Origin of the sequence: Myxococcus sp. MxC21-1, from assembly GCF_032612255.1 — a bacterium.
In the GTDB taxonomy this organism is placed as follows: Bacteria; Myxococcota; Myxococcia; order Myxococcales; family Myxococcaceae; genus Myxococcus; species Myxococcus virescens.
In genome coordinates this window covers 4,410,837-4,430,773 of record NZ_CP123278.1, presented here as the reverse complement: position 1 = coordinate 4,430,773, position 19,937 = coordinate 4,410,837, and the positions used below count along the sequence as shown (strand labels likewise).

5 protein-coding genes and 4 pseudogenes (1 of these 9 only partly in view) are annotated in these 19,937 nt (G+C 69.9%); 5 read left to right on the top strand and 4 right to left on the bottom strand.

Features of this window, described 5'->3' with window-relative positions:
- The first annotated feature begins 49 nt into the window (after positions 1–49).
- The 5 genes from miaB to QEG98_RS19920 all read left to right on the top strand — a co-directional run bounded on the left by miaB (position 50) and on the right by QEG98_RS19920 (position 6,343).
- Complete coding sequence (gene miaB / locus QEG98_RS19940; protein WP_090492642.1) at positions 50–1,438, top strand: tRNA (N6-isopentenyl adenosine(37)-C2)-methylthiotransferase MiaB; 1,389 nt, start codon at positions 50–52, stop codon at positions 1,436–1,438.
- Positions 1,439–1,442: 4 nt separating this feature from the next.
- Positions 1,443–1,958 (top strand): gamma carbonic anhydrase family protein, encoded by a 516-nt coding sequence (locus tag QEG98_RS19935; protein ID WP_090492640.1) that lies wholly within the window; start codon positions 1,443–1,445, stop codon positions 1,956–1,958.
- A gap of 41 nt (positions 1,959–1,999) precedes the next feature.
- Positions 2,000–2,470: a cyclic nucleotide-binding domain-containing protein gene (locus QEG98_RS19930; RefSeq protein WP_316567726.1), complete on the top strand. Its 471-nt coding sequence runs from the start codon at positions 2,000–2,002 to the stop codon at positions 2,468–2,470.
- Between the two features lie 407 nt (positions 2,471–2,877).
- The gene (locus QEG98_RS19925; protein ID WP_141589749.1) at positions 2,878–3,657 is read left to right on the top strand and encodes a DedA family protein; all 780 of its coding nucleotides are present in this window, start codon (positions 2,878–2,880) and stop codon (positions 3,655–3,657) included.
- A 124-nt stretch (positions 3,658–3,781) separates the two neighbouring features.
- Positions 3,782–6,343: a patatin-like phospholipase family protein gene (locus QEG98_RS19920; RefSeq protein ID WP_316567725.1), complete on the top strand. Its 2,562-nt coding sequence runs from the start codon at positions 3,782–3,784 to the stop codon at positions 6,341–6,343.
- Here QEG98_RS19920 and QEG98_RS41995 read toward each other — a convergent pair.
- The 4 pseudogenes from QEG98_RS41995 to QEG98_RS41980 all read right to left on the bottom strand — a co-directional run.
- A pseudogene (locus tag QEG98_RS41995) lies at positions 6,330–7,301 on the bottom strand (thioesterase domain-containing protein); the annotation flags it as partial. The gene QEG98_RS19920 and the pseudogene QEG98_RS41995 overlap by 14 nt on opposite strands.
- Before the next feature lie 189 nt (positions 7,302–7,490).
- Positions 7,491–10,478, bottom strand: a pseudogene (locus tag QEG98_RS41990) (amino acid adenylation domain-containing protein); the annotation flags it as partial.
- Positions 10,479–10,667: 189 nt separating this feature from the next.
- A pseudogene (locus QEG98_RS41985) lies at positions 10,668–12,005 on the bottom strand (amino acid adenylation domain-containing protein); the annotation flags it as partial.
- A 168-nt stretch (positions 12,006–12,173) separates the two neighbouring features.
- Positions 12,174–19,937, bottom strand: a pseudogene (locus QEG98_RS41980) (non-ribosomal peptide synthase/polyketide synthase) (its annotated part continues 22,871 nt past the right edge of the window); the annotation flags it as partial.

Here is a 19,937-nt window from a genome sequence, read left to right as displayed (position 1 = left end):
TCCGCGTCCGGCCATCGGATAAGGGCACGTACTTGCTCAGGGTTCTTCCATGAAGCGCTATTTCATCCACACCTTCGGCTGCCAGATGAACGTCAACGACTCGCTCCGCATGAGCGAGGTGTTGAGCCAGATGTCCTACGCGCCGACGCCGGTGCCGGACAACGCCGACCTCATCATCCTCAACACCTGCTCCATCCGGGAGAAGGCAGAGGACAAGATGCTGTCCGCCCTGGGGCGGTACAAGCCGGTGAAGGCCAGCCGTGGCGCGCTGATTGGCGTGGGCGGTTGCGTGGCGCAGCAGGAGAAGGACAAGCTCCTCAAGAAGGTGCCGTACCTGGACTTCGTCTTCGGCCCCGACAACATCGCGCGCCTGCCGGACATCATTGGCCGGGTGTCCGCGGAGCGGGAGCGGGTGGTGGAGACGGCCTTCGTGAACTCGGAGGAGTACGTCTTCCCGCGCGCCGACCCGGAGACGTCCCGCGGCAAGGTCACCGAGTTCGTCACGGTGATGAAGGGCTGTGACAACGTCTGCTCGTTCTGCATCGTGCCGCACACGCGTGGCCGCGAGGTGAGCCGGGCGTTCCCCGACGTGCTCGTCGAGGTGGCGGACCTGGCGAAGGTGGGCGTGCGCGAGGTGACGCTCATCGGCCAGAACGTGAACTCGTACGCGGGCGGCATCTCCTTCGCGCAGCTCCTGCTGCGCACCGCGGAGGTCCCCGGCATCGAGCGCGTGCGCTTCACCACCAGCCACCCGCATGACCTGTCCGACGAGCTGATCGAAGCCTTCCGCGTCCAGCCGAAGATCACCCCGCACTTCCACCTGCCGGTGCAGTGCGGCAGCGACCGCATCCTCAAGATGATGCGCCGCGACTACACGGTGGTGCAGTACCTGGAGCGGCTGGCGAAGCTGCGCGAGGCGCGGCCGGGCATCGCCGTCACCACGGACATCATCGTCGGCTTCCCCGGGGAGACCGAGGAGGAGTTCGAGATGACGATGCAGCTGACCGAGCAGGTCCGCTACGACAACCAGTTCTCCTTCGTCTACAGCCCGCGGCCCAAGACGGGCGCGGCCCTGCGCGAGAAGGACTGGGGCCCGGTGCCGCACGAGGTGAAGATCGCCCGCCTGGAGCGGCTGCAGAAGCTCCAGCGGCGCATCAGCGGCGAAATCACCGCGGCGCTCGTGGGCTCGGAGGTGGAGGTCATGGTGGAGGGGCACTCGCGCTACGACGCCACCAAGCGCTTCGGCCGCACGCCGGAGAACCGCACCGTCAACTTCGAAGGGGACGCCCCCGCGGGCGCCTTCGTGACGGTGAAGGTGGAGCGCGCCACGCCCAACCAGCTCGCGGGCAAGCAGGTGGCCCTGCTCAAGCCCCCCACGGTGGAGCCGCTGCCAGTGCCCATGGCCGAGGCGCCGTTCCACGTCGTCGCGGAGGCGTAGCCCCATGCCCCAGAGGCCATTCCGAGGTGTCTCCCCCCGCGTCCACCCCGGCTGCTTCGTGGACGACTCCGCCCAGTTGGTGGGTGACATCGAGGTGGGGGAGGACTCCTCCATCTGGTTCAACTGCGTGCTGCGCGGGGACGTGAATCCCATCCGCATCGGGAAGCGCACCAACGTGCAGGACCTGTCCCTGATTCACGTCACCAGCGGCAGGTCCGCCACCACGGTGGGGGACGACGTGACGGTGGGGCACCACGTCATCCTCCATGGGTGCACCATCGGCAACCGGGTGCTGGTGGGCATGGGCGCCACCGTCATGGACGACGCGGAGGTGGGGGACGACTGCATCATCGGCGCGGGAGCCCTGCTGACGCCGGGCACGAAGATTCCCCCAGGCTCCCTGGTGGTGGGCTCCCCGGGCCGGGTGAAGCGGCCCATCACCGAGGCGGAGCGTGAGTTCCTCTTGATGTCCGCCCAGCATTACGTGCTGCTCGCGGCCGAGTACCACACGGACCGCTGAGTCGCTCGCGGGCCTACGCTGGGCGTGTTAGGAGCACATCCATGGCTCTCGTGCCTGCCACAACGCTCAAGGCGTGTCCGCTGTTCAAGGGTTTCACGGACACCGGCATCCAGATTTTCGCCGGGGTCGCCGTTGCCCGTGCGTTCCCCAAGGGAACCGCGCTCTTCGCTGAAGGCAAGACGGGGGATTCACTCCTCATCGTGGGCGAGGGCACCGTGCGCCTGAGCGCCAAGAGCGCAGGGGGCGAGGATGTATCCCTGGGTGAGGTCGGCTCCGGCGAACCCCTGGGGGAGCTGGCCCTGGTGCAGAAGGGTGAGCGGCTGTGCACCGCCACCGCCGTCACCGACGTGTTGGCCTTGGAGATTCGCGCCACGGATTTCCAGAAACTCCTGGCCACCAAGCCGCAGGCCTGCGTGAAGCTGCTGATGGGCATCGTCGCGCACTTCGGTCAGAAGGCTCGGGACAACCGGGACATGCTGCGCACGCTCATCGGAAAAGCGCCCGCGGCCTGAGCCGAAGGTGACGCCATTCGGGCGGGCGGTGGTTAAGCTGCCCGGCGGCGCTGGTGGTGCGCGTCGAGTAGGGGCTGGTGGCTAGCGCTCGCACCCCGTTCCGCGGTGCGGGCCGAGGCGGCATGGGCCTCCTGGACGATTGGAACCCAGGTGGGCAGGCTGCCCGAAGGGGCGGCGAGACGTCGGGACAGTGGGGCAGCGGGAGGCGGCGGTCGGAGAATAAGTAGAGACGACGGGCGCCGAAGAGGGCCCAAGCAGAGGCCGGGTTTCAGGGATTTTTGGGGTCGGTTCCCCGTGTTGACCCGGAGTTTTGACGACCCGCGCCCGGTTGATGTCTGGGCGCTAGAGGGGCGGCCTCAGGTGACTGCCGGGGCGGGCCCTTCGGACGTGAACAGACAGGACGACGCGTGCAAGAACTTCTCACCAACCTCCTCGGCGACTCTCAGGGCTTCTTCGCCTATGCCACGGTGTTCGGCATCCTGGTGGCCTGCGGACTGGGTGTCCCTCTACCGGAGGACATCTCCCTCATCCTCGGGGGCTTCCTGGCCCACAAGGGGGCCGCCAATCTATCGGTCATGATGGTGGTCGGCTTCGCGGGCATCATCGTTGGCGACAGCCTCATCTACCTCGCCGGCCGCCGGCTGGGTGGGAGGCTGGGCCGTGAAGGCGGCGGTGGCTTCTTCGCCCGCATCGTCACACCTGAGAAACGCGCGAAGGTGGAAGGCCTCTTCGTCAAGCACGGCCAGAAGATCGTCTGCATCGCCCGCTTCATGCCGGGCGTGCGCGCCGTGACGTACTTCACCGCGGGCTCCGTGGGCATGTCCTACTGGCGCTTCATCTTCTGGGACGGCCTGGCCGCGCTGCTGTCCGCGCCCGTGTTCATCTGGCTCGGCTTCCACTTCGGTGGCGAGCTGGACACGATGATCTCCAAGTTCAAGGAAGGGCAGTTCGCCGTGATGGGCGTGCTGGCCGTGGCCGCCATCGGCTACTTCGTGTGGCGCCGCCGGCAGGCCGCGCAGCGCGCCCAGGCCGCCGCCATCGTGGAGCCCGTGGCGGTTCCCGCGCTGGTCCACGAGTCCGTGGCCGCGCCGCTGCGTCCCCAGGTGCCCAGCACGGGCGACGCCCTGTTCGTCGCGGCGCCGGAGCAGGCCGCCGCCGACAGCTCGCACGAGCTGCAGAAGTCGTAGGCGTTCGAACCCAAGGGCGCCGGGGACAACAGCTTCCCCGGTGCCTTCCGCGGTTGCCGGGCTTCCGGGATCAGGGTCAGGATTGAGGGATAGCCTCAACGTCGACCTTCATCTGAGCCCGCGAATGCCCAAGATCCTTCTTCGTGCCTGTGCCGTGGTCCTGCTCGCAGCCACCAGCACCGCGCAGGCGCAAGCTGTCCCTCCGGCCCCCTCCGAGGCCGAGGACTCCTCCACGCCCGCCAACCCCGTGCCGGCGGACGCCTCACCTGACGCGCCAGCGGCGCCGCCCCAAGCCGACCCGGGCGAAGTGCCAGCCAGCGCTGTCGCTGAAGACGTTCCGGTGGTGAGCCCCGAGGTGCCGCCCGTTCCGCCGAACGGTGGCGCGTTCGCGAAGGACACCGCGCTCGTCCCCGAGGGAACGCCGTTCCTGCCGCTGCACATCGAAGACCCCGCGCGGGCCCGCGCCCTGGCCGAGGAGACGGAGCGCAGCGCGCCGGCCCTGGTCGTCAGCGGCGGCATCAGCCTGGGCGCGTATCAGGCGGGGTTCCTCTCCACGCTGGTCCGGTTCTGGAGCGTCGCGCAGCGAGAAGGCGCGCAGGCGGACCTGGGCAACCCGGCGCCGCGTGTGTGGACGGGCGCCTCGGCGGGGGCGGTGAACGCGCTGCTCGGGGGACTGGCCTCGTGTGACACGGCGTTCGCCCAGCCCACGTGGTCTCCCGAGCAGAGCCTCTTTTGGACCGTGTGGATCGACCAGCTCGACCTGGGGCGGCTGCTCCCTGAGGAGCGGAATGAGCCACCTCAGGGCACGCACCTCTTCAGTGAGCCCCACATGCAGGACACCCTGCAGCTCATCCTGAAGAAGGCCCAGACGACCCGCTTCAAGGAGGACTGCACCTTCGCCTACGGCATCACCGTGACGAACCTGCGCGGGCGCGAAGTTCCCTTCGGCGAGGGCGGGCCCGACGCCCAGTTCAAGCTGAAGCGCGTGACGGAGAAGCTGGTCGTCCAGGTGATGACGCAGGGCGAAGGGAAGCTCACCGCCCGGCTGCCATTCATGGAGGGCGCGGCGAGCGCGTCGTTCCCCCACATCGGGGTGAAGCCGAAGGAGCTCGCGTACTACCCGGCGCTGGGCGCCCAACCGAAGGGCGACGGCGGACACGAGGTGTCCCTGGCGAACCTGCTGCTCACGCCGCAGGCCTCCGGGGCCTTTCCGCTCGCGTTCCCGCCTGTCCCCGTCGAGGTCTCCTTCTTCAACCAGACGCAATGGGGGCCCCTGGAGTCCCTCAAGCTCATTGACGGCGGCGTGCTCAACAACAACCCCGTGGACCTGGCGGTGCGGCTCGGCTCGCGGTGGGTGGAGCGCAGCACCTCGCGGGAGACGACGCTCAATCCCGAGCGCTTCCCCGTCGTCTACCTGGACCAGGACGCGGTCGCCTGGGACTGGGCATCACCGCCCGAACGGCCGGAGCGCTCCCGCAGCCCCTTGGACGAGGCCTACTTCCAGTACCTGGGCAACGTGCTGAACGCCGCGCGCGACAGCGCCGTGCTCAACACGCTGGAGCACGACATCAATCTGTCGGGCCGCATCCAGATTCCTCGCCGCACGTCGGTGCTCCCATCGGAATTCCAGTTCGCGATGATGGGCTTCTTCGACCGGCGCTTTCGCGAGCACGACTTCTACCGTGGCATGCAGGACGCCATCCGTTTCCTGTCGACCCAGCTCACCTCGACACGCGCCGTCGACCTGCTGGTGCCTCGCGCCGGCAAGGAGCGCCTGAGGGATCGCGAGCGCCGCGTGCTGAACGTCCTGGGCATCGACTCGCCCGGCTTCCGCTGCGTCGTGGGCAATGACTGCGCGACGACGCCGCAATTGGGGCGGCTGCGTCAGGCCACCGATACCCTGACGCAGAAGGCGGAAGCGGGACAGCTCCGGAAGGGACAGGTCGACGACCTGCTCACCGTGCTGGGCGACGTGGGCTACCAGTACAGCGAAGGCGTCATGGAGGGGATTGAAGCCACGGGGACCCGAGAGGACCTCATCCCGGTCCGCCAACGCGTGGGCACCGCCTTCCACAGCCTCGTCACGCAGCAGCGGGGCAACCTCAAGATTCCGCTCCGTCCCGCGGGCGCCGCGATCCTGGACGAGTGGCTGACGTATTCGAAGCCGCACCATGTCTGGACGCTCAGCGCCATGCGCCAGCGCGGTGTGGGCGTGGGCGTGGAGCTTCCGTTCCTGGCGTCCGAGCAGGGACGCGAGGACTACGCCTACAGCCGCAATGAGTGGCGCTTCGGCGCCGTGCTGTCCGGGCTGGGTGTGCGGGACATGGACCAGCTCGTGCCCAACGACACCCGCATCCGTTGGGCCTCGCTGGGCCTCTACATCGACTGCGTCTCCGACATGGACGGCTTCTCCGGCGCGATTCCGTTCCTCGACCTGGGGCCGTACGTCCGGTGGCGCGCCGGACTGGGCGTGTCCGCGGGCTACCTCAGCAATCCCAACGAATGGGCGCTGACGGTCCCGGAGGCCCGTCTGGGCGTGGACCTGGCGGAGATGGTGGGCGTGCGCCTCACGATGCCGGTCTACCTCCTCAAGAAGACGGAGGGAGAACGGCGGCTCATCCGAGGGACGCCCAAGTACTTCAAGGAGCTGGGCCTGGGCGTCGAGTTCCTCCTCACGCGGTGGTGACCTTCAGAGCGCTCCGGAGCCGGTCCGCCAGCTCGCGGACCCCCGGGGCGCGCAGCACCCCGTAGTGGTCGCCGGACACGGCGTGCTGCTCCAGTCCGGTTCCCACGAGCGCCTTCCAGCCGCCGTCCTCGGGCAGGCCCTCCGCGCCCTCCGTCGCCTGGAGCCGCAACACCCGGCCCGGGTTCAGCGCGGGCGGCTGGTAGCGGCGGGCGGCCCGGAGGTTGGCCTCGAACACCCGGAGCAGGGCCCGCAGGTGCGCGGGCTCCATTCCGGGCGGCAGGGCGCCCGCGCGCCGACCAGCTTCCCAGAGCGCTTCTACCTGGGCCTCGGGTGACTGGGACGCGTCCGGCGTGGCCAGGTCCGTGAACCCGATGCCCAGCAGGTCGCTCGCGAAAGCGGAGACGACCTGCGCGGCGTCGGGCTCCGGCTCGGCGGCGTTGAGCACCGCGGGCGTGTAGGCGTCGATGAGCGCCAACAGGGCCACCGTGTCGCCTCGCTCACGAAGCTGGCGCGCCATTTCATAGGCAATGACGCCGCCCACGGACCAGCCGCCCAGCAGGTAGGGCCCGGCGGGTTGGACCGTGCGGATGGCCTCCACATAGGCGGCGGCCATCTCCTCCACCGTACCCAGCGGCGGCGTGCTGCCGTCGAGCCCTTGCGCCTGGAGTCCGTAGAAAGGGCGCTCCGGCCCCAGCAGCCGGGCCAGCTCCGCGTAGGCCAGGACGTTGCCTCCCACCGGGTGCACGCAGAAGAACGGAACCTCCGTTCCACTCCGGCCCACGTCGAACGGAACCAGCGACGACGTCGGTCCAGTGTCCTCGCGGCGTAGGAGCGCGGCGAGCTGCTCCACCGTGGGTGCCTGGAACAGCGCGGACAGGGGAAGCGGCCGGCCCAGGGACTCGCGCAGGGCCGCGACCAGACGCACGGCCAGCAGCGAGTGGCCTCCCAGTTCGAAGAAGCTGGAGCGCACGCTGATGGGCTCCACGCCCAGGAGCTGCTCCCAGGTCCGCACAAGCCGCAGCTCCAGCCCATCCCGCGGCGCCACGTGGACCTCCTGGCTTCGGGTGTCCGCGAGCGTGGGTGAGGGCAGGGCCTTGCGGTCCACCTTGCCACTGGGGTTCAAGGGCAGGGCCGGCAGTGAGACGAAGGCCGGAGGCACCATGTACTCGGGCAGCCGCTGCTGGAGGTGCTGACGCAGCGCCTCCACGGTGATGGAGTCGCCCACGACGTAGGCCACGAGCCGCTTGTCGCCCGGCACGTCCTCGCGCGCCAGCACCACGGCGTCCTGGACCGCTTCGTGCGCACGCAGGGCCGCTTCGATTTCGCCCAGCTCAATGCGGAAGCCGCGCAGCTTCACCTGGAAGTCGAGCCGCCCCAGGTACTCCAGCGTGCCGTCATGCCGCCAGCGAGCCTTGTCGCCCGTGCGATAGAGCCGCTCGCCCGGCGTGGACGCGAATGGGTGGGGGACGAAGCGCTCCGCGGTGAGGCCCGGCTGGCCCAGGTAGCCTCGGGCCAGGCCATCCCCCGCCAGATAGAGCTCGCCCGCGGTGCCCAGGGGAGCCAGTTGCTGCCGCGCATCCAGCACGTACGCCCGAGTCCCCGCGAGCGGCTTGCCGATGACAGGGACCGGACTCGGGCTGTGCTGCACGCGCGCATAGGTGGCGTACACGGTGCTCTCGGTGGGGCCGTAGGCGTTGAACGCCGTCGTGCGCTCCGTGCTTGCGAGGCGGCTCCAGAGCGACGGGTCCATGGCTTCCCCCGCGCACAGAATCCGCGCCGGGACGTGGGCGCGCTCCAGCAGCCCGGCCTGGAGCAGAAGCGTCAGCTGCGCGGGCGTGCAGTCCAGCACGTCCACGCGCTGTTGCTCCAGCCACGCCAGCATCGCCTCCGGATCCCTCCGTGTGTCGTCGGGCAGCAGGCACAAGCAGTGCCCGTCCGCCAGATGAACGAGCTGGTCCATGCTGACGTCGAAGTAGAGCGGCGCGTTGAGGCTGAACCGCTGCCCTGGCGCCTGCCCCAGGTGGAACGCGAGGTTCGAGGCCACGTGCAGCGAAGCCAGTGAGTGGTGCTGCACCATGACGCCCTTGGGCGTGCCCGTGGAGCCGGACGTGTAGATGACGTACGCGAGGTTCTCTCCGCGGACCTCCACCGCGACGTCATCCGTGGGCTGTGACGCCAGGTTCGACGCCCCGGTGTCCAGGCACAACAGATGCCGGACCTGCGGCTTCCAGGCGTCCGCCAGCGCTTGGACGGTGAGCAGGACGGACGCGTCGCTGTCCTTCAGGACGAAGGACTTGCGCTGCGCCGGCGCGGACGAGTCGATGGGCACGAAGGCGCCCCCCGCCTTGAGCACCGCCAACACCGCGACGATGGCGTCCGGCGTGCGCTCCAGGCACAAGCCCACGCGGACCTCGGGGCCCACGCCCAGTGAGCGCAGGGATGAGGCGAGCTGGTTGGCCTTCGCGTCGAGCTGGGCGAACGACAGCACCTGCGCCCCCAGTGTCACGGCGGGGGCCTCGGGCGTGCGCGCGGCTTGCTGCTGGAAGCGCGTGTGGAAGAGCGCACCCCGCTCGCGGGCTGGCGCGATGTCGTGCCAGTCCACCATCAACTGCTGCTCCTCCGTCTCCGTGTGGAGGGAGAGGGTGGCGAGGGCGAGGTCCGGCGCGGCCACGGCACGCTCCAGCAGCAGCCGGAGATGGGTGGCCAGCCGTTCCGCCGTGGCGCGCTCGAACAGCTCGGTGCTGTAGACGAGCGCCCCCTCGTAGCCGTCCTGGGCACGCGCCAGGTCCAGGCTCAGCTCGAACAGCGTCACTCCCGAGTCGTCGGCGTCCGCGGGACGGACCGACAGCTGGGGCAAGGCCAGCTCGGGGACCTGGGTGTTCTGCAACGCGAACATCACCTGGAACAGCGGCGTGCGGCTCAGGTCGCGCGAGGGCTGGAGTTCCTCCACCAGCCGCTCGAAGGGCACGTCCTGATGCTCATACGCGCCCAGCGTGGTGTCACGGACTTGCGCCAGCAGCTGACGGAAGGTCATCGCGGGCGTGAAGCGGGCGCGCAGCACCAGCGTGTTCACGAAGAAGCCGATGAGCGGCTCGGTCTCCGCGTGGCGCCGGCCGGCGATGGGTGAGCCGACCAACACATCGTCCTGCCCGGCATGACGGGCCAGGACCGACTGGAAGGCCGCGAGCAGCAGCATGAACGGCGTGACGCCTTCACGCTGCGCCAGCGCATCCAGCATCAGCGCGAGCTCCTGGGGCAGCTGCACCGGTACCGCCGCACCGTGGTGACGCAGCACCGCGGGCCGGGGCTTGTCGGTGTGCAACTCCAGCGCATGGGGTGCACCGGCCAGCTGCGACTTCCACCAGCCAAGCTGTTCCTTCAGCGTCTCGCCCTGGAGCCACCCGCGCTGCCAGACCGCGTAGTCGGCGTACTGCACCGGAAGCGCGGGCAGGGCCGCGGGGTGCCCGTTGTGGAAGGCCTCGTAGAACGTGGTCACCTCACGCACCAGCACGCCCATGGACCAGCCGTCCGAGACGATGTGGTGCAGGCACAGCAACAGGACGTGCTCGGACGGCTCCAGCTTCAGCAGCGTGGCGCGCAGCAAGGGCCCCGTGGAGAGATTGAACGGCTCTCGGGCATCCCGGGTGGCGCGTGTCATCGCCTCCGCTTCGCGCTGCGCCCGGTCCTGGATCTCCGAGAGGTCCACCACCTCCACCACCGTGGCGTGCGGAGGGTGGATGACCTGCCGGGGCTCGCCAGCCACCGATTGGAACGTGGTGCGGAGCGCTTCGTGCCGCTCCACCATGGCACTCACGGCTCGCCGCAGGGCTTCGACGTCGAGCGTCCCTGACAGCCGCAGCGCGGACGGCATGTTGTAGGACACGTCGCCCGGATTGAGCTGATCCAGGAACCACAGCCGCTGCTGCGCGAAGGAGAGCGGCAGTGCTCCGTCCCTCCCGGCGCGCGTCAGGGGCGGGAGCCGGAGGCTGGGCGTCGTGGAGGCCAGCCGCTCGGCGAGCGTCGCCACGGTGGGGGCCGCGAAGAACGCGCGCAGGTTCAGTTCCACATCGAAGGCGTCGCGGATGCGGGCCACGACCTGGGTGGCCAGCAGCGAGTGTCCGCCCAGCTCGAAGAAGTTGTCATGACGGCCCACTGTGGGGATTCGCAGCAGCTCCTTCCAGATTTCCGCCAGCCGCGCCTCCATGGGCGTCGCGGGCGGCTCGACGTCGCGCGTGAGCGTGAGCTGGGATGCGTCCGGTGCCGGCAGCGCGTTGCGGTCCACCTTGCCGGTGGACGTCAGCGGCAGGGCGGCCAGTGGCACGAAGACCGAAGGCACCATGTACTCAGGCAGCCGCTGCAGGAGATGCTGGCGCAGCGACTCGGCCGTGACGGAGTCGCCCACGACGTAGGCCACGAGCCGCTTGTCGCCCGGCACGTCCTCACGCGCCAGCACCACGGCGTCCTGGACCTGGCCGTGGGTGCGCAGGGCGGCCTCGATTTCGCCCAGCTCGATGCGGAAGCCCCGCACCTTCACCTGGAAGTCGAGCCGCCCCAGGTATTCCAGCGTGCCGTCATGCCGCCACCGGGCCTTGTCTCCCGTGCGGTAGAGGCGGGCCCCCGGCTGTCCACTGAAAGCATCCGGGATGAAGCGCTCCGCCGTCAGTCCCGGTCTGCCAAAATAGCCCCGGGCCACACCTTCTCCCGCGATGCACAGCTCGCCCGCGGTTCCCAGCGGAGCCAGTTGCTGGCGCGAGTCCAACACGTACACCCGCGTTCCCACGATGGGACGGCCGATGACGGGGACGGGACTCGGGTTGCCCTGAACGCGCGCGGAGGTGGCGCACACCGTGCTCTCAGTCGGTCCGTAGGCGTTGAACGCCGTCGTGCGCTCCGTGCTGGCCAGTCGATTCCAGAGCATGGGCGACATGGCCTCGCCGCCGCAGAAAATCCTGGCGGGGACGTGGCTTCGCTCGAGGAGCCCGGCCTGGAGCAGGAGTGCCAGTTGCGCGGGTGTGCAATCCAGCATGTCGACGCGCTGCTGCTCCAGCCACGCCACCATCGCGTCCGGGTCCTTCCGCGTGGCCTCTGGCACCAGACACAGGCAGTGTCCCTCCGCCAGATGCATGAGCCGCTCCACGGTGCCGTCGAAGTAGAGCGGCGCGTTGAGGCTGAGGCGCTGCCCGGCGGGCTCGGCCATCTCCAGCGACTCCGTCATTCCCTGGAGCAACCACGGCAGCGAGCGGTGCTGCACCATGACGCCCTTGGGCGTTCCCGTGGAGCCGGACGTGTAGATGATGTACGCGAGGTTCTCTCCGCGCACGTTCGCGGGGACGTTGTACGTGGGCAGTGACGCCAGCGTCGCGGCCTCGGTGTCCAGGCACAGCAGATGCCGGACCTGGGGCCGCCAGGCCTCGGCCAGGTGCTGGACGGTGAGCAGCACCGTGGCCCCGCTGTCCTCCAGCATGAAGGAGCGGCGCTGCGAGGGCGCCATCGGGTCGATGGGGACGAAGGCGCCTCCGGCCTTCAGTACCGCCAGCAGGCTGATGATGGCTTCCAGCGTGCGCTCCAGGCACAGGGCCACGCGGACTTCCGGGCCCACGCCCAGCGTGCGCAGGTGCGCGGCGAGCTGGTTCGCCTTCGCGTTGAGCTGGCTGAAGGACAGCACCTGCTCATCCAGCGCCACGGCGGGCGCGTTGGGCGTGCGTCCCACCTGCTGCTCGAAGCGCGTGTGGAAGATGCCGCCGCGCTGGAGGCTGGAGGTGGTGCTGTTCCAGTCCACCATCAACTGGTGCTGCTCCGCCTCCGTGTGGAGGGGAAGGGTGGACACGGGGGCATCCGGTGACGCCACGGCGCCTTCCAGCAGCAGCCGGAGATGCTCCACCAGTTGCTCCGCCGTGGCGGGCTCGAACAGCTCGGTGCTGTAGATGAGCGCGCCCTGGTAGCCCTCCGGGAGGCGGGCCAGCGCCAGCTCCAGCTCGAACCGGCTGACACCATGCGTCGGCTCCAGCTCTCGCAGGGAGAGCTCCTGGAGGGCCAGCTCGGAGCCCGGTGCGTTCTGCAGGGCGAAGATGGCCTGGAACAGCGGCGTGCGGCTCAGGTCTCGCGAGGGCTGGAGCTCCTCCACCAGCCGCTCGAAGGGTACGTCCTGGTGCTCATACGCGCCCAGGGTGGTGTCGCGCACTTGCGCCAACAACTGGCGGAAGGTCGTCTCCGGGGAGATTCGGGCGCGCAGGACCAGCGTGTTGACGAAGAAGCCGATGAGCGGCTCGGACTCGGCCTGACGACGCCCGGCGATGGGGGAGCCCACCAGCACGTCGTCCTGCCCCGAGTGCCGGCACAACAGCGCCTGGAAGGCCGCGAGCAACAGCATGAACGGCGTGACGCCTTCCTTCTGGGCCAACGCGTCCAACGCCTGACTGAGCGCGAACGGAAGCTGGACCTGCACGCCAGCGCCCTGGTGCGTCACCACCGCGGGTCGCGGCTTGTCCGTGGGCACGTCGAGCGCGTGCGGCGCGCCCGCGAGCTGCTCCTTCCACCAGCCCAGGTGCTGCTTCAGCGTCTCGCCCTGCATCCACCCGCGCTGCCACACCGCGTAGTCGGCGAACTGCACGGGGAGCTCGGGCAGGGACGCGGGCTGTCCGCGAAGGAAGGCGTCATAGAACGCGGCCACTTCCCGGACGAGCACGCCCATGGACCAGCCGTCCGAGATGATGTGGTGCATGCACAGCACCAGCACGTGTTCGGTGGGGGTCAGCGTCAGCAGGGTGACGCGCAGCAGGGGGCCCGTGGACAGGTCGAACGGTTGCTGTGCGTCGAGGGTGGCGAGCTTCAACGCCTCGGATTCCCGATACGCCCGCCCCTGGAGTCCCGAGAGGTCCACCACCTTCAGCGGCAGCGCTCGCGGTGGATGGATGACCTGGCGGGGCTCGCCGCCCTGGGCCTGGAACGTGGTGCGGAGCGATTCGTGCCGCTCCACCAGGGCATCCGCGGCGCGCTGCAAGGCGTCGACGTCCAGCGTCCCCGACAGGCGCAGCGCGGACGGCATGTTGTAGGAGGCATTGCCCGGCTGGAGCTGATCCAGGAACCACAGGCGCTGCTGGGCGAAGGACAACGGCGCCGGCCCGTCACGCCGGGCCCGGGTGAGCGGTGGCAGCCGGGGACCAGGCGTGGCGGAGCCCAGACGTTCCGCGAGGGCCGCCACGGTAGGGGCCTCGAAGAACGCGCGCAGGCTCAGCTCCACGTTGAAGTCGGCGCGGACGCGGGCGACCACGCGCGTGGCCAGCAGGGAGTGGCCCCCAGCTCGAAGAAGTTGTCGTGGCGTCCCACCGTCGGGACTCGCAGCAGCTCCTGCCAGACCTCCGCCAGCCGGGCCTCCATGAGCGTCGCGGGGGGCATGCTGTCGCGCTTGAGGGCCAGCTGCGAGGCCTCCGGCGCGGGGAGGGCCTTCCGGTCCACCTTTCCGCTGGGCGTCAGGGGCAGGGCGGCCAGTGACACGAAGGCGGCGGGCACCATGTACTCGGGGAGGTTCCGGCGCAGGTGTTCCCGAAGGGCGGACGCCTCCAGTTGACCCGCGACTGGCGCGGACGACGGCACGACGTACGCCACCAGTCGCTTGTCGCCAGCGACGTCTTCGCGGACATGCACCACGGCGTCGTGGACCGTGGGATGCGCGCGGAGGGCGGCCTCAATCTCTCCAGGCTCGATGCGGACGCCGCGGACCTTCACCTGGGTGTCGCCGCGGCCCAGGTACTCCAGGTTCCCGTCCCGGCGCCACCGCGCCAGGTCTCCGGTCCGGTACAGCCGCTCACTGTCAACGAAGGGCGAAGGCACGAAGCGCTCCGCCGTCAGCTCCGGCCGGCCCAGGTAGCCTCGGGCCACACCCCGTCCGCCGATGAACAGCTCTCCGGGCACGCCCGGGGGACGGGCTCCAGCTCGCGGTCCAGCACGTACATCCGCACGTTCGTCAGCGCCCGGCCAATGGGCACCTCGCGCTCGGTGCCCGGGGACGCCAGGACTCCGGCCGCTGACAGGTTCACGGACGTGGCCACCGCCGTCACCTCGGTGAGCCCGTACGTGTTCAGCAGGGGCAGCTCGACCCCGACGCTCCGCTGCCACTGGGCCACCCGCTCCGGCGCCACGCGTTCGCCGCCAATCACCACCCACTTCAGTCCTGGGGGGAGACGGGCGGTGCCCGCATCGAGGCTCGCCGTCACGTCATGCCAGAAGGCCGTGGGCAGGTTGAGCTGCGTCACGCCCGCCGCTTCACACTTCGCCAGGAACGCGCCGGGCTCGTCGAGCATGTCCGGGGTCCGGAGGACCAACGTCCCGCCGCTCGTGAGGCACGGGTAGATCTCCTCCGCGCTGGTGTCCCAGCTGATGGAGGCGAACTGGAGCACCCGGTCTCCTGGCGCCACCGGAAAGGACGTCCACGCCGCGCGGGTGAAGTTGACCAGCGACTGGTGCTGGACGACCACGCCCTTGGGCCGCCCCGTGGAGCCGGACGTGTAGAGCACGTACGCAGAAGCCTCGGGGGGCACCAGGACAGCGGGGGCCTGGGGCACGCCGGAAGAGGGAGGCACCTCCGCGTCCAGCCAGACGCGGCCCTCCGCGGCCCCCAGACGCTCGCGGAACGCCGCCCGGGCCACGATGACCCGGGCGCCGCTGTCCTCCAACATGAAGCGCAGGCGCTCCGCCGGATACTCCGAGTCCAGTGGCACGTACGCCCCGCCAGCCTTGAGCACCCCCAGCAGCGCGACCAGCAGCTCCACCGAGCGCTCCACGCACACCGCGACGCGCTGCTCCAGCCCCACGCCCGCCGCGCGCAGGCGGAGGGCGAGCGCATTCGCCCGCACATCCAGCTCCCGGTACGTCACGGACTCCGCGCCCGCCACCACGGCCAGCGCGTCGGGCGTGCGAGCCACCTGCGCCTCGAAGAGCGCGTGGATGCGCGTGTCGTTCGGAAGTGGCTCCCGAGCGCCGCTCGCGGCGTCGAGCAAGGCCTGACGCTCCTCGGGAAGCATCATCGGCAGCGCGGCGACACGCTCGTCCGGCCGGGCCAGGACGCCTTCCAGGAGCCGTTGGTAGTGCGAGGCCAGCCGCTGGGCCGTGGCCTCTTCATACAAGTCGGTGCTGTAGTTGAGCGTCCCGCTGAAGCCGTCCGCGCCACGGAACAGGTCCAGGCTCAGCTCGAACAGCGCCACGCCCGTGTCCTCACCGTCTGCCGACCGCACCGTCAGGCCCGGCAACACGAGCTCGGGGATGGGCGCGTTCTGCAGGGTGAACAGCGTCTGGAAGAGCGGGGTGCGGCTCGGGTCCCGCTCCACCTGGAGTTCCTCCACCAGTCGCTCAACGGGGAGGTCCTGAAACTCGTAGGCCCCCAGCGTGGTGTCGCGCACCTGCGCCAGGAGCTGGCGGAAGGTCAGCTCGCGGCCGAAGCGCGCGCGCAGCACCAGCGTGTTCACGAAGAAGCCGATGAGGCTCTCCGTCTGCGCATGGTGTCGACCCGCGATGGGCGAGCCCACCAACACGTCATCCTGCCCCGAGTACCGGTTCAGCAGCAGGTGGTACGCCGCGAGCAGCACCATGAAGGGCGTGACCCCCTCGCGCTGGGCCAGCGCCTCCACGCCCTGGCTGTGCGCCAGGGAGAGCTGCACGGGCACCGACGCGCCCCGGGTGCTGAGGAACGCTGGGCGCGGCTTGTCGGTCGGAAGCGCCAGTGCGTGCGGAGCGCCCGCGAGCTGCTCCTTCCAGAAGCCGAACTGCTGGTTCAGCGCGTCGCCCTGGAGCCACCCCCGCTGCCACACCGCGTAATCGGCGTACTGCACCGGAAGCTCGGGCAGGGACGCGGGCTGACCGGCATGAAAGGCGCCGTAGAGCGAGGTCACCTCGCGGACCAGCACGCCCATGGACCAGCCATCCGAGATGATGTGGTGCATGCACAGCAGCAACACGTGCTCGGACGGCGCCAGCTTCAACAGGGTGACGCGCAGCAGGGGACCCTGGGTCAGGTAGAAGGGACGCCGGGCATCGGCGGTGACGCGCTTCAGCGCCTCTGCTTCCCGGTGCGCCTCGTCTTGGATACCCGAGAGGTCCACCCGGTCCACCGCCACGGGGAGCGGCGCGTGGATAACCTGGCGAGGCGCGCCGTCCTCGGTCTGGAAGGTGGTGCGGAGCGATTCATGCCGACGGACGATTTCGTCCACGGCGCGCTGCAAGGCGGCCACGTCCAACGCACCCGACAGGCGCAGCGCCGTCGGCATGTTGTAGGAGGCGTTGCCCGGCTGGAGCTGATCCAGGAACCAGAGCCGCTGTTGGGCGAAGGAGAGCGGCAGTGCTCCGTCCCCCCGGGCTCGCGTCAGGGCTGGAAGCCGGGGACCGGATGAGGCGGAGGACAGGCGCTCGGCGAGCGCGGCCACGGTGGGCGCCGCGAAGAACGTACGCAGGTTCAGGTCCACGTCGAAGGTGGCGCGGATGCGCGCCACCAACTGGGTGGCCAGCAGGGAGTGGCCGCCCAGTTCGAAGAAGCTGTCGCGCCGGCCCACGGTGGGGACACGCAGCAGCTCCTTCCAGACCTCCGCCAGTTGAGCCTCGAGGGGCGTCGCGGGCGGCTCGACCTCGCGCTTGACGGCCAGGTTCGAGACGTCCGGGACGGGCAGGGCCTTCCGGTCCACCTTGCCGGTGGGGGTGAGGGGCAGGGTGCCCATCAGCACGAAGGCGGACGGCACCATGTACTCCGGCAGCCGCTCCTGGGCGTGCTGACGCAACATCTCCGCGGTCACCGGGGCCTCGGGAGTCACCACGACGACGACGTAGGCCACGAGCCGCTTGTCGCCGGGCACGTCCTCACGGACCAGCACCACGGCTTCCTGCACCTGGTCGTGGGTCCGCAGCACGGCTTCGATTTCACCCAACTCGATACGGAAGCCGCGCAGCTTCACCTGGAAGTCGAGCCGCCCCAGGTACTCCAGCGTGCCGTCATGCCGCCAGCGCGCCTTGTCCCCCGTGCGATACAGGCGGGCCCCCGGGGTTCCACTGAACGCGTCGGGGATGAAGCGCTCCGCGGTCAGCTGCGGCTGTCCCTGGTACCCACGGGCCAGGCCGTCTCCCGACAGGTAGAGCTCACCCGCGATGCCCGCCGGGGCCACCCGCTGCCGCGCATCCAGCACATAGGCCCGCGTGCCCTGGATGGCCCGCCCGATGACGGGCACGGGCGCGGTGCTGTTCCGGACGCTCGCCGTGGTGGCGCAGACGGTGCTCTCCGTGGGGCCATAGGCGTTGAACGCCGTGGTGCGCTCCGTGCTGGCCAACTGCTTCCAGAGCGACGGGGCCATCGCTTCTCCCGCGCACACGATTCGCGAGGGCACATGCGCCTGCTCCAGCAGTCCAGCCTGGAGCAAGAGCGTCAGCTGCGCGGGCGTGCAGTCCAGCACGTCCACGCGCTGCTGCCCCACCCACGCCAGCATCGCCTCCGGATCCTTCCGCGTCTCCTCGGGCACCAGGCAGAGGCAGTGTCCGTCCGCCAGATGGACCAGCGGCTCCAACGCCCCATCGAAGTGGAACGGGGCGTTGAGGCTGACGCGCTGGCGGGTGGCTCCCGTTGCCTGGAACGCCTCCGTCGTTCCCGCGTGCATGGCGAGCAACGAGCGGTGCTGCACCATGACGCCCTTGGGCGTGCCCGTGGAGCCAGACGTGTAGATGACGTACGCGAGGTTCTCCCCGAGGACGTTCACCACGGCGTTCCGCGTCGGGAGCGACGCCAGCTTCGAGGCCTCGGTATCCAGGCACAACAGGTTCCGGACCTGGGGCTTCCAGGCATCGGCCAGGTGCTGGAGGGTGAGCAGCACGGACGCGTTGCTGTCCTTCAGGACGAAGGACTTGCGCTGCGCCGGTGCAGCCGGGTCGATGGGGACGAAGGCCCCACCGGCCTTGAGCACCGCCAGCACCGCGACCATGGCATCGGGCGTGCGCTCCAGGCACAGGCCCACGCGGACCTCCGGGCCCACGCCCAGCGTGCGCAGCTGCGCGGCGAGCTGGTTCGCCTTCGCGTTGAGCTGGGCGTACGTGAGGACCTGGGACTCCAGCGACACGGCGGGGGCATCGGGCGTCCGAGCCGCCTGCTCCTCGACGCGCAGGTGGAAGGTGGCCTCGCGGGCCATGTCCGCTGCGTCGTCCGGCTGCGGCGCCTCCTCCCTTTCGAGCGGCAGCGCGGACACAGGAGTGTCCGGCGACGTCACGGCTTCTTCCAGCAGGACCTGGAGGTGCGCCACCAGTCGCTCCGCCGTGGCGGACTCGAACAGGTCGGTGCTGTAGACGAGCCCACCCTGGTAGCCCTCCGTCGCCCGGGACAGGACCAGCTCCAGCTCGAAGCGGCTGACCGTGTGCTTCGACTCGAAGCCCCGGAGGGACAGCTCCGGGAGCGTCAGCTCGGGAACCGGCGTGTTCTGGAGGGCGAACATCACCTGGAATAGCGGCGTGCGGCCCTCCTCACGGGCGGGGTGGAGGTCCTCCACCAGCCGCTCGACGGGGAGGTCCTGGTGCTCGTACGCCCCCAGCGTGGTGTCACGCACCTGGGCCAGCAGCTCCCGGAAGGTCGGGTCCTGTCCGAAGCGAGCGCGCAGGACCAACGTGTTGACGAAGAAGCCGATGAGCCCCTCCGTCTGTGCATGACGACGGCCGGCGATGGGCGAACCCACCAGCACGTCATCCTGCCCGGAGTACCGGTTCAGCAGCACCTGGAAGGCCGCGAGCAACACCATGAAGGGCGTTGCCCGCTCCTTCAGCGCGAGCGCGTCCACGGCGTCGCTCAGGGCCGCCGGCAATTGGATGGGGGTGTTGTCGCCCTGGAAGGACGGCTGCTCCGGCCTCGGCTTGTCGGTGGGGAGCTCCAGGTACGGCGGCGCGTCCGCGAGCATCCCGCGCCAGTAGTCGAGCTGCGCTTCCAGGACCTGGCCCTGGAGCCACTTCCGTTGCCACGCCGCGAAGTCCGCGTACTGGAACGGGAGCGGGGGCAGGGGAGACGGCTGCCCCTGCCGGAAGGCGCCGTAGATCGCCGCCATCTCCCGGACCATCACGCCGTTGGACCAGCCGTCGGTGACGATGTGGTGCATGTTGAGCACCAGCACGTGCTCCGTCGCGGACTGCTTCAACAGGATGCCGCGGACCACCGGGCCATTCGCCAGGTCGAAGGGGCGTTGGACCTCTTCCTGGACTCGTCGCAGCGTCTCCGCCTCACGAAGATGGGCGACGGCCTCACCCGACAAGTCCAGGACCTCGATGGGCACCTGAGAGGGCGGGTGGATGACCTGGACGGGTGAGTCGCCTTCCATGCGGAACGTCGTCCGCAGCACCTCGTGGCGGGCGACCAGCGTGTCGAAGCTGCGCTGGAGCGCGGGCAGGTTCAGCGCGCCCGTGAGCTGGAGCGCCAGCGGGTGGTTGTAGGCACTGCTGCCCGTTTCGCTCCACTGGCTGATGACCCAGAGACGCTGCTGGGAGAAGGACAGGGGCAGCGAGGCGCGCCGGTCCGCGTGGGTCAGTGCCGGCACCGCGGCGTCGGACTGCGTGGGCGCGTTCTTCTGGCCGTCCAGGTACGCCGCGA

Coding starts and splice junctions, on each gene's coding strand:
- miaB (WP_090492642.1), top strand. CDS start 50: ATGAAGCGCTATTTCATCCACACCTTCGGCTGCCAGATGAACGTCAAC.
- QEG98_RS19935 (WP_090492640.1), top strand. CDS start 1,443: ATGCCCCAGAGGCCATTCCGAGGTGTCTCCCCCCGCGTCCACCCCGGC.
- QEG98_RS19930 (WP_316567726.1), top strand. CDS start 2,000: ATGGCTCTCGTGCCTGCCACAACGCTCAAGGCGTGTCCGCTGTTCAAG.
- QEG98_RS19920 (WP_316567725.1), top strand. CDS start 3,782: ATGCCCAAGATCCTTCTTCGTGCCTGTGCCGTGGTCCTGCTCGCAGCC.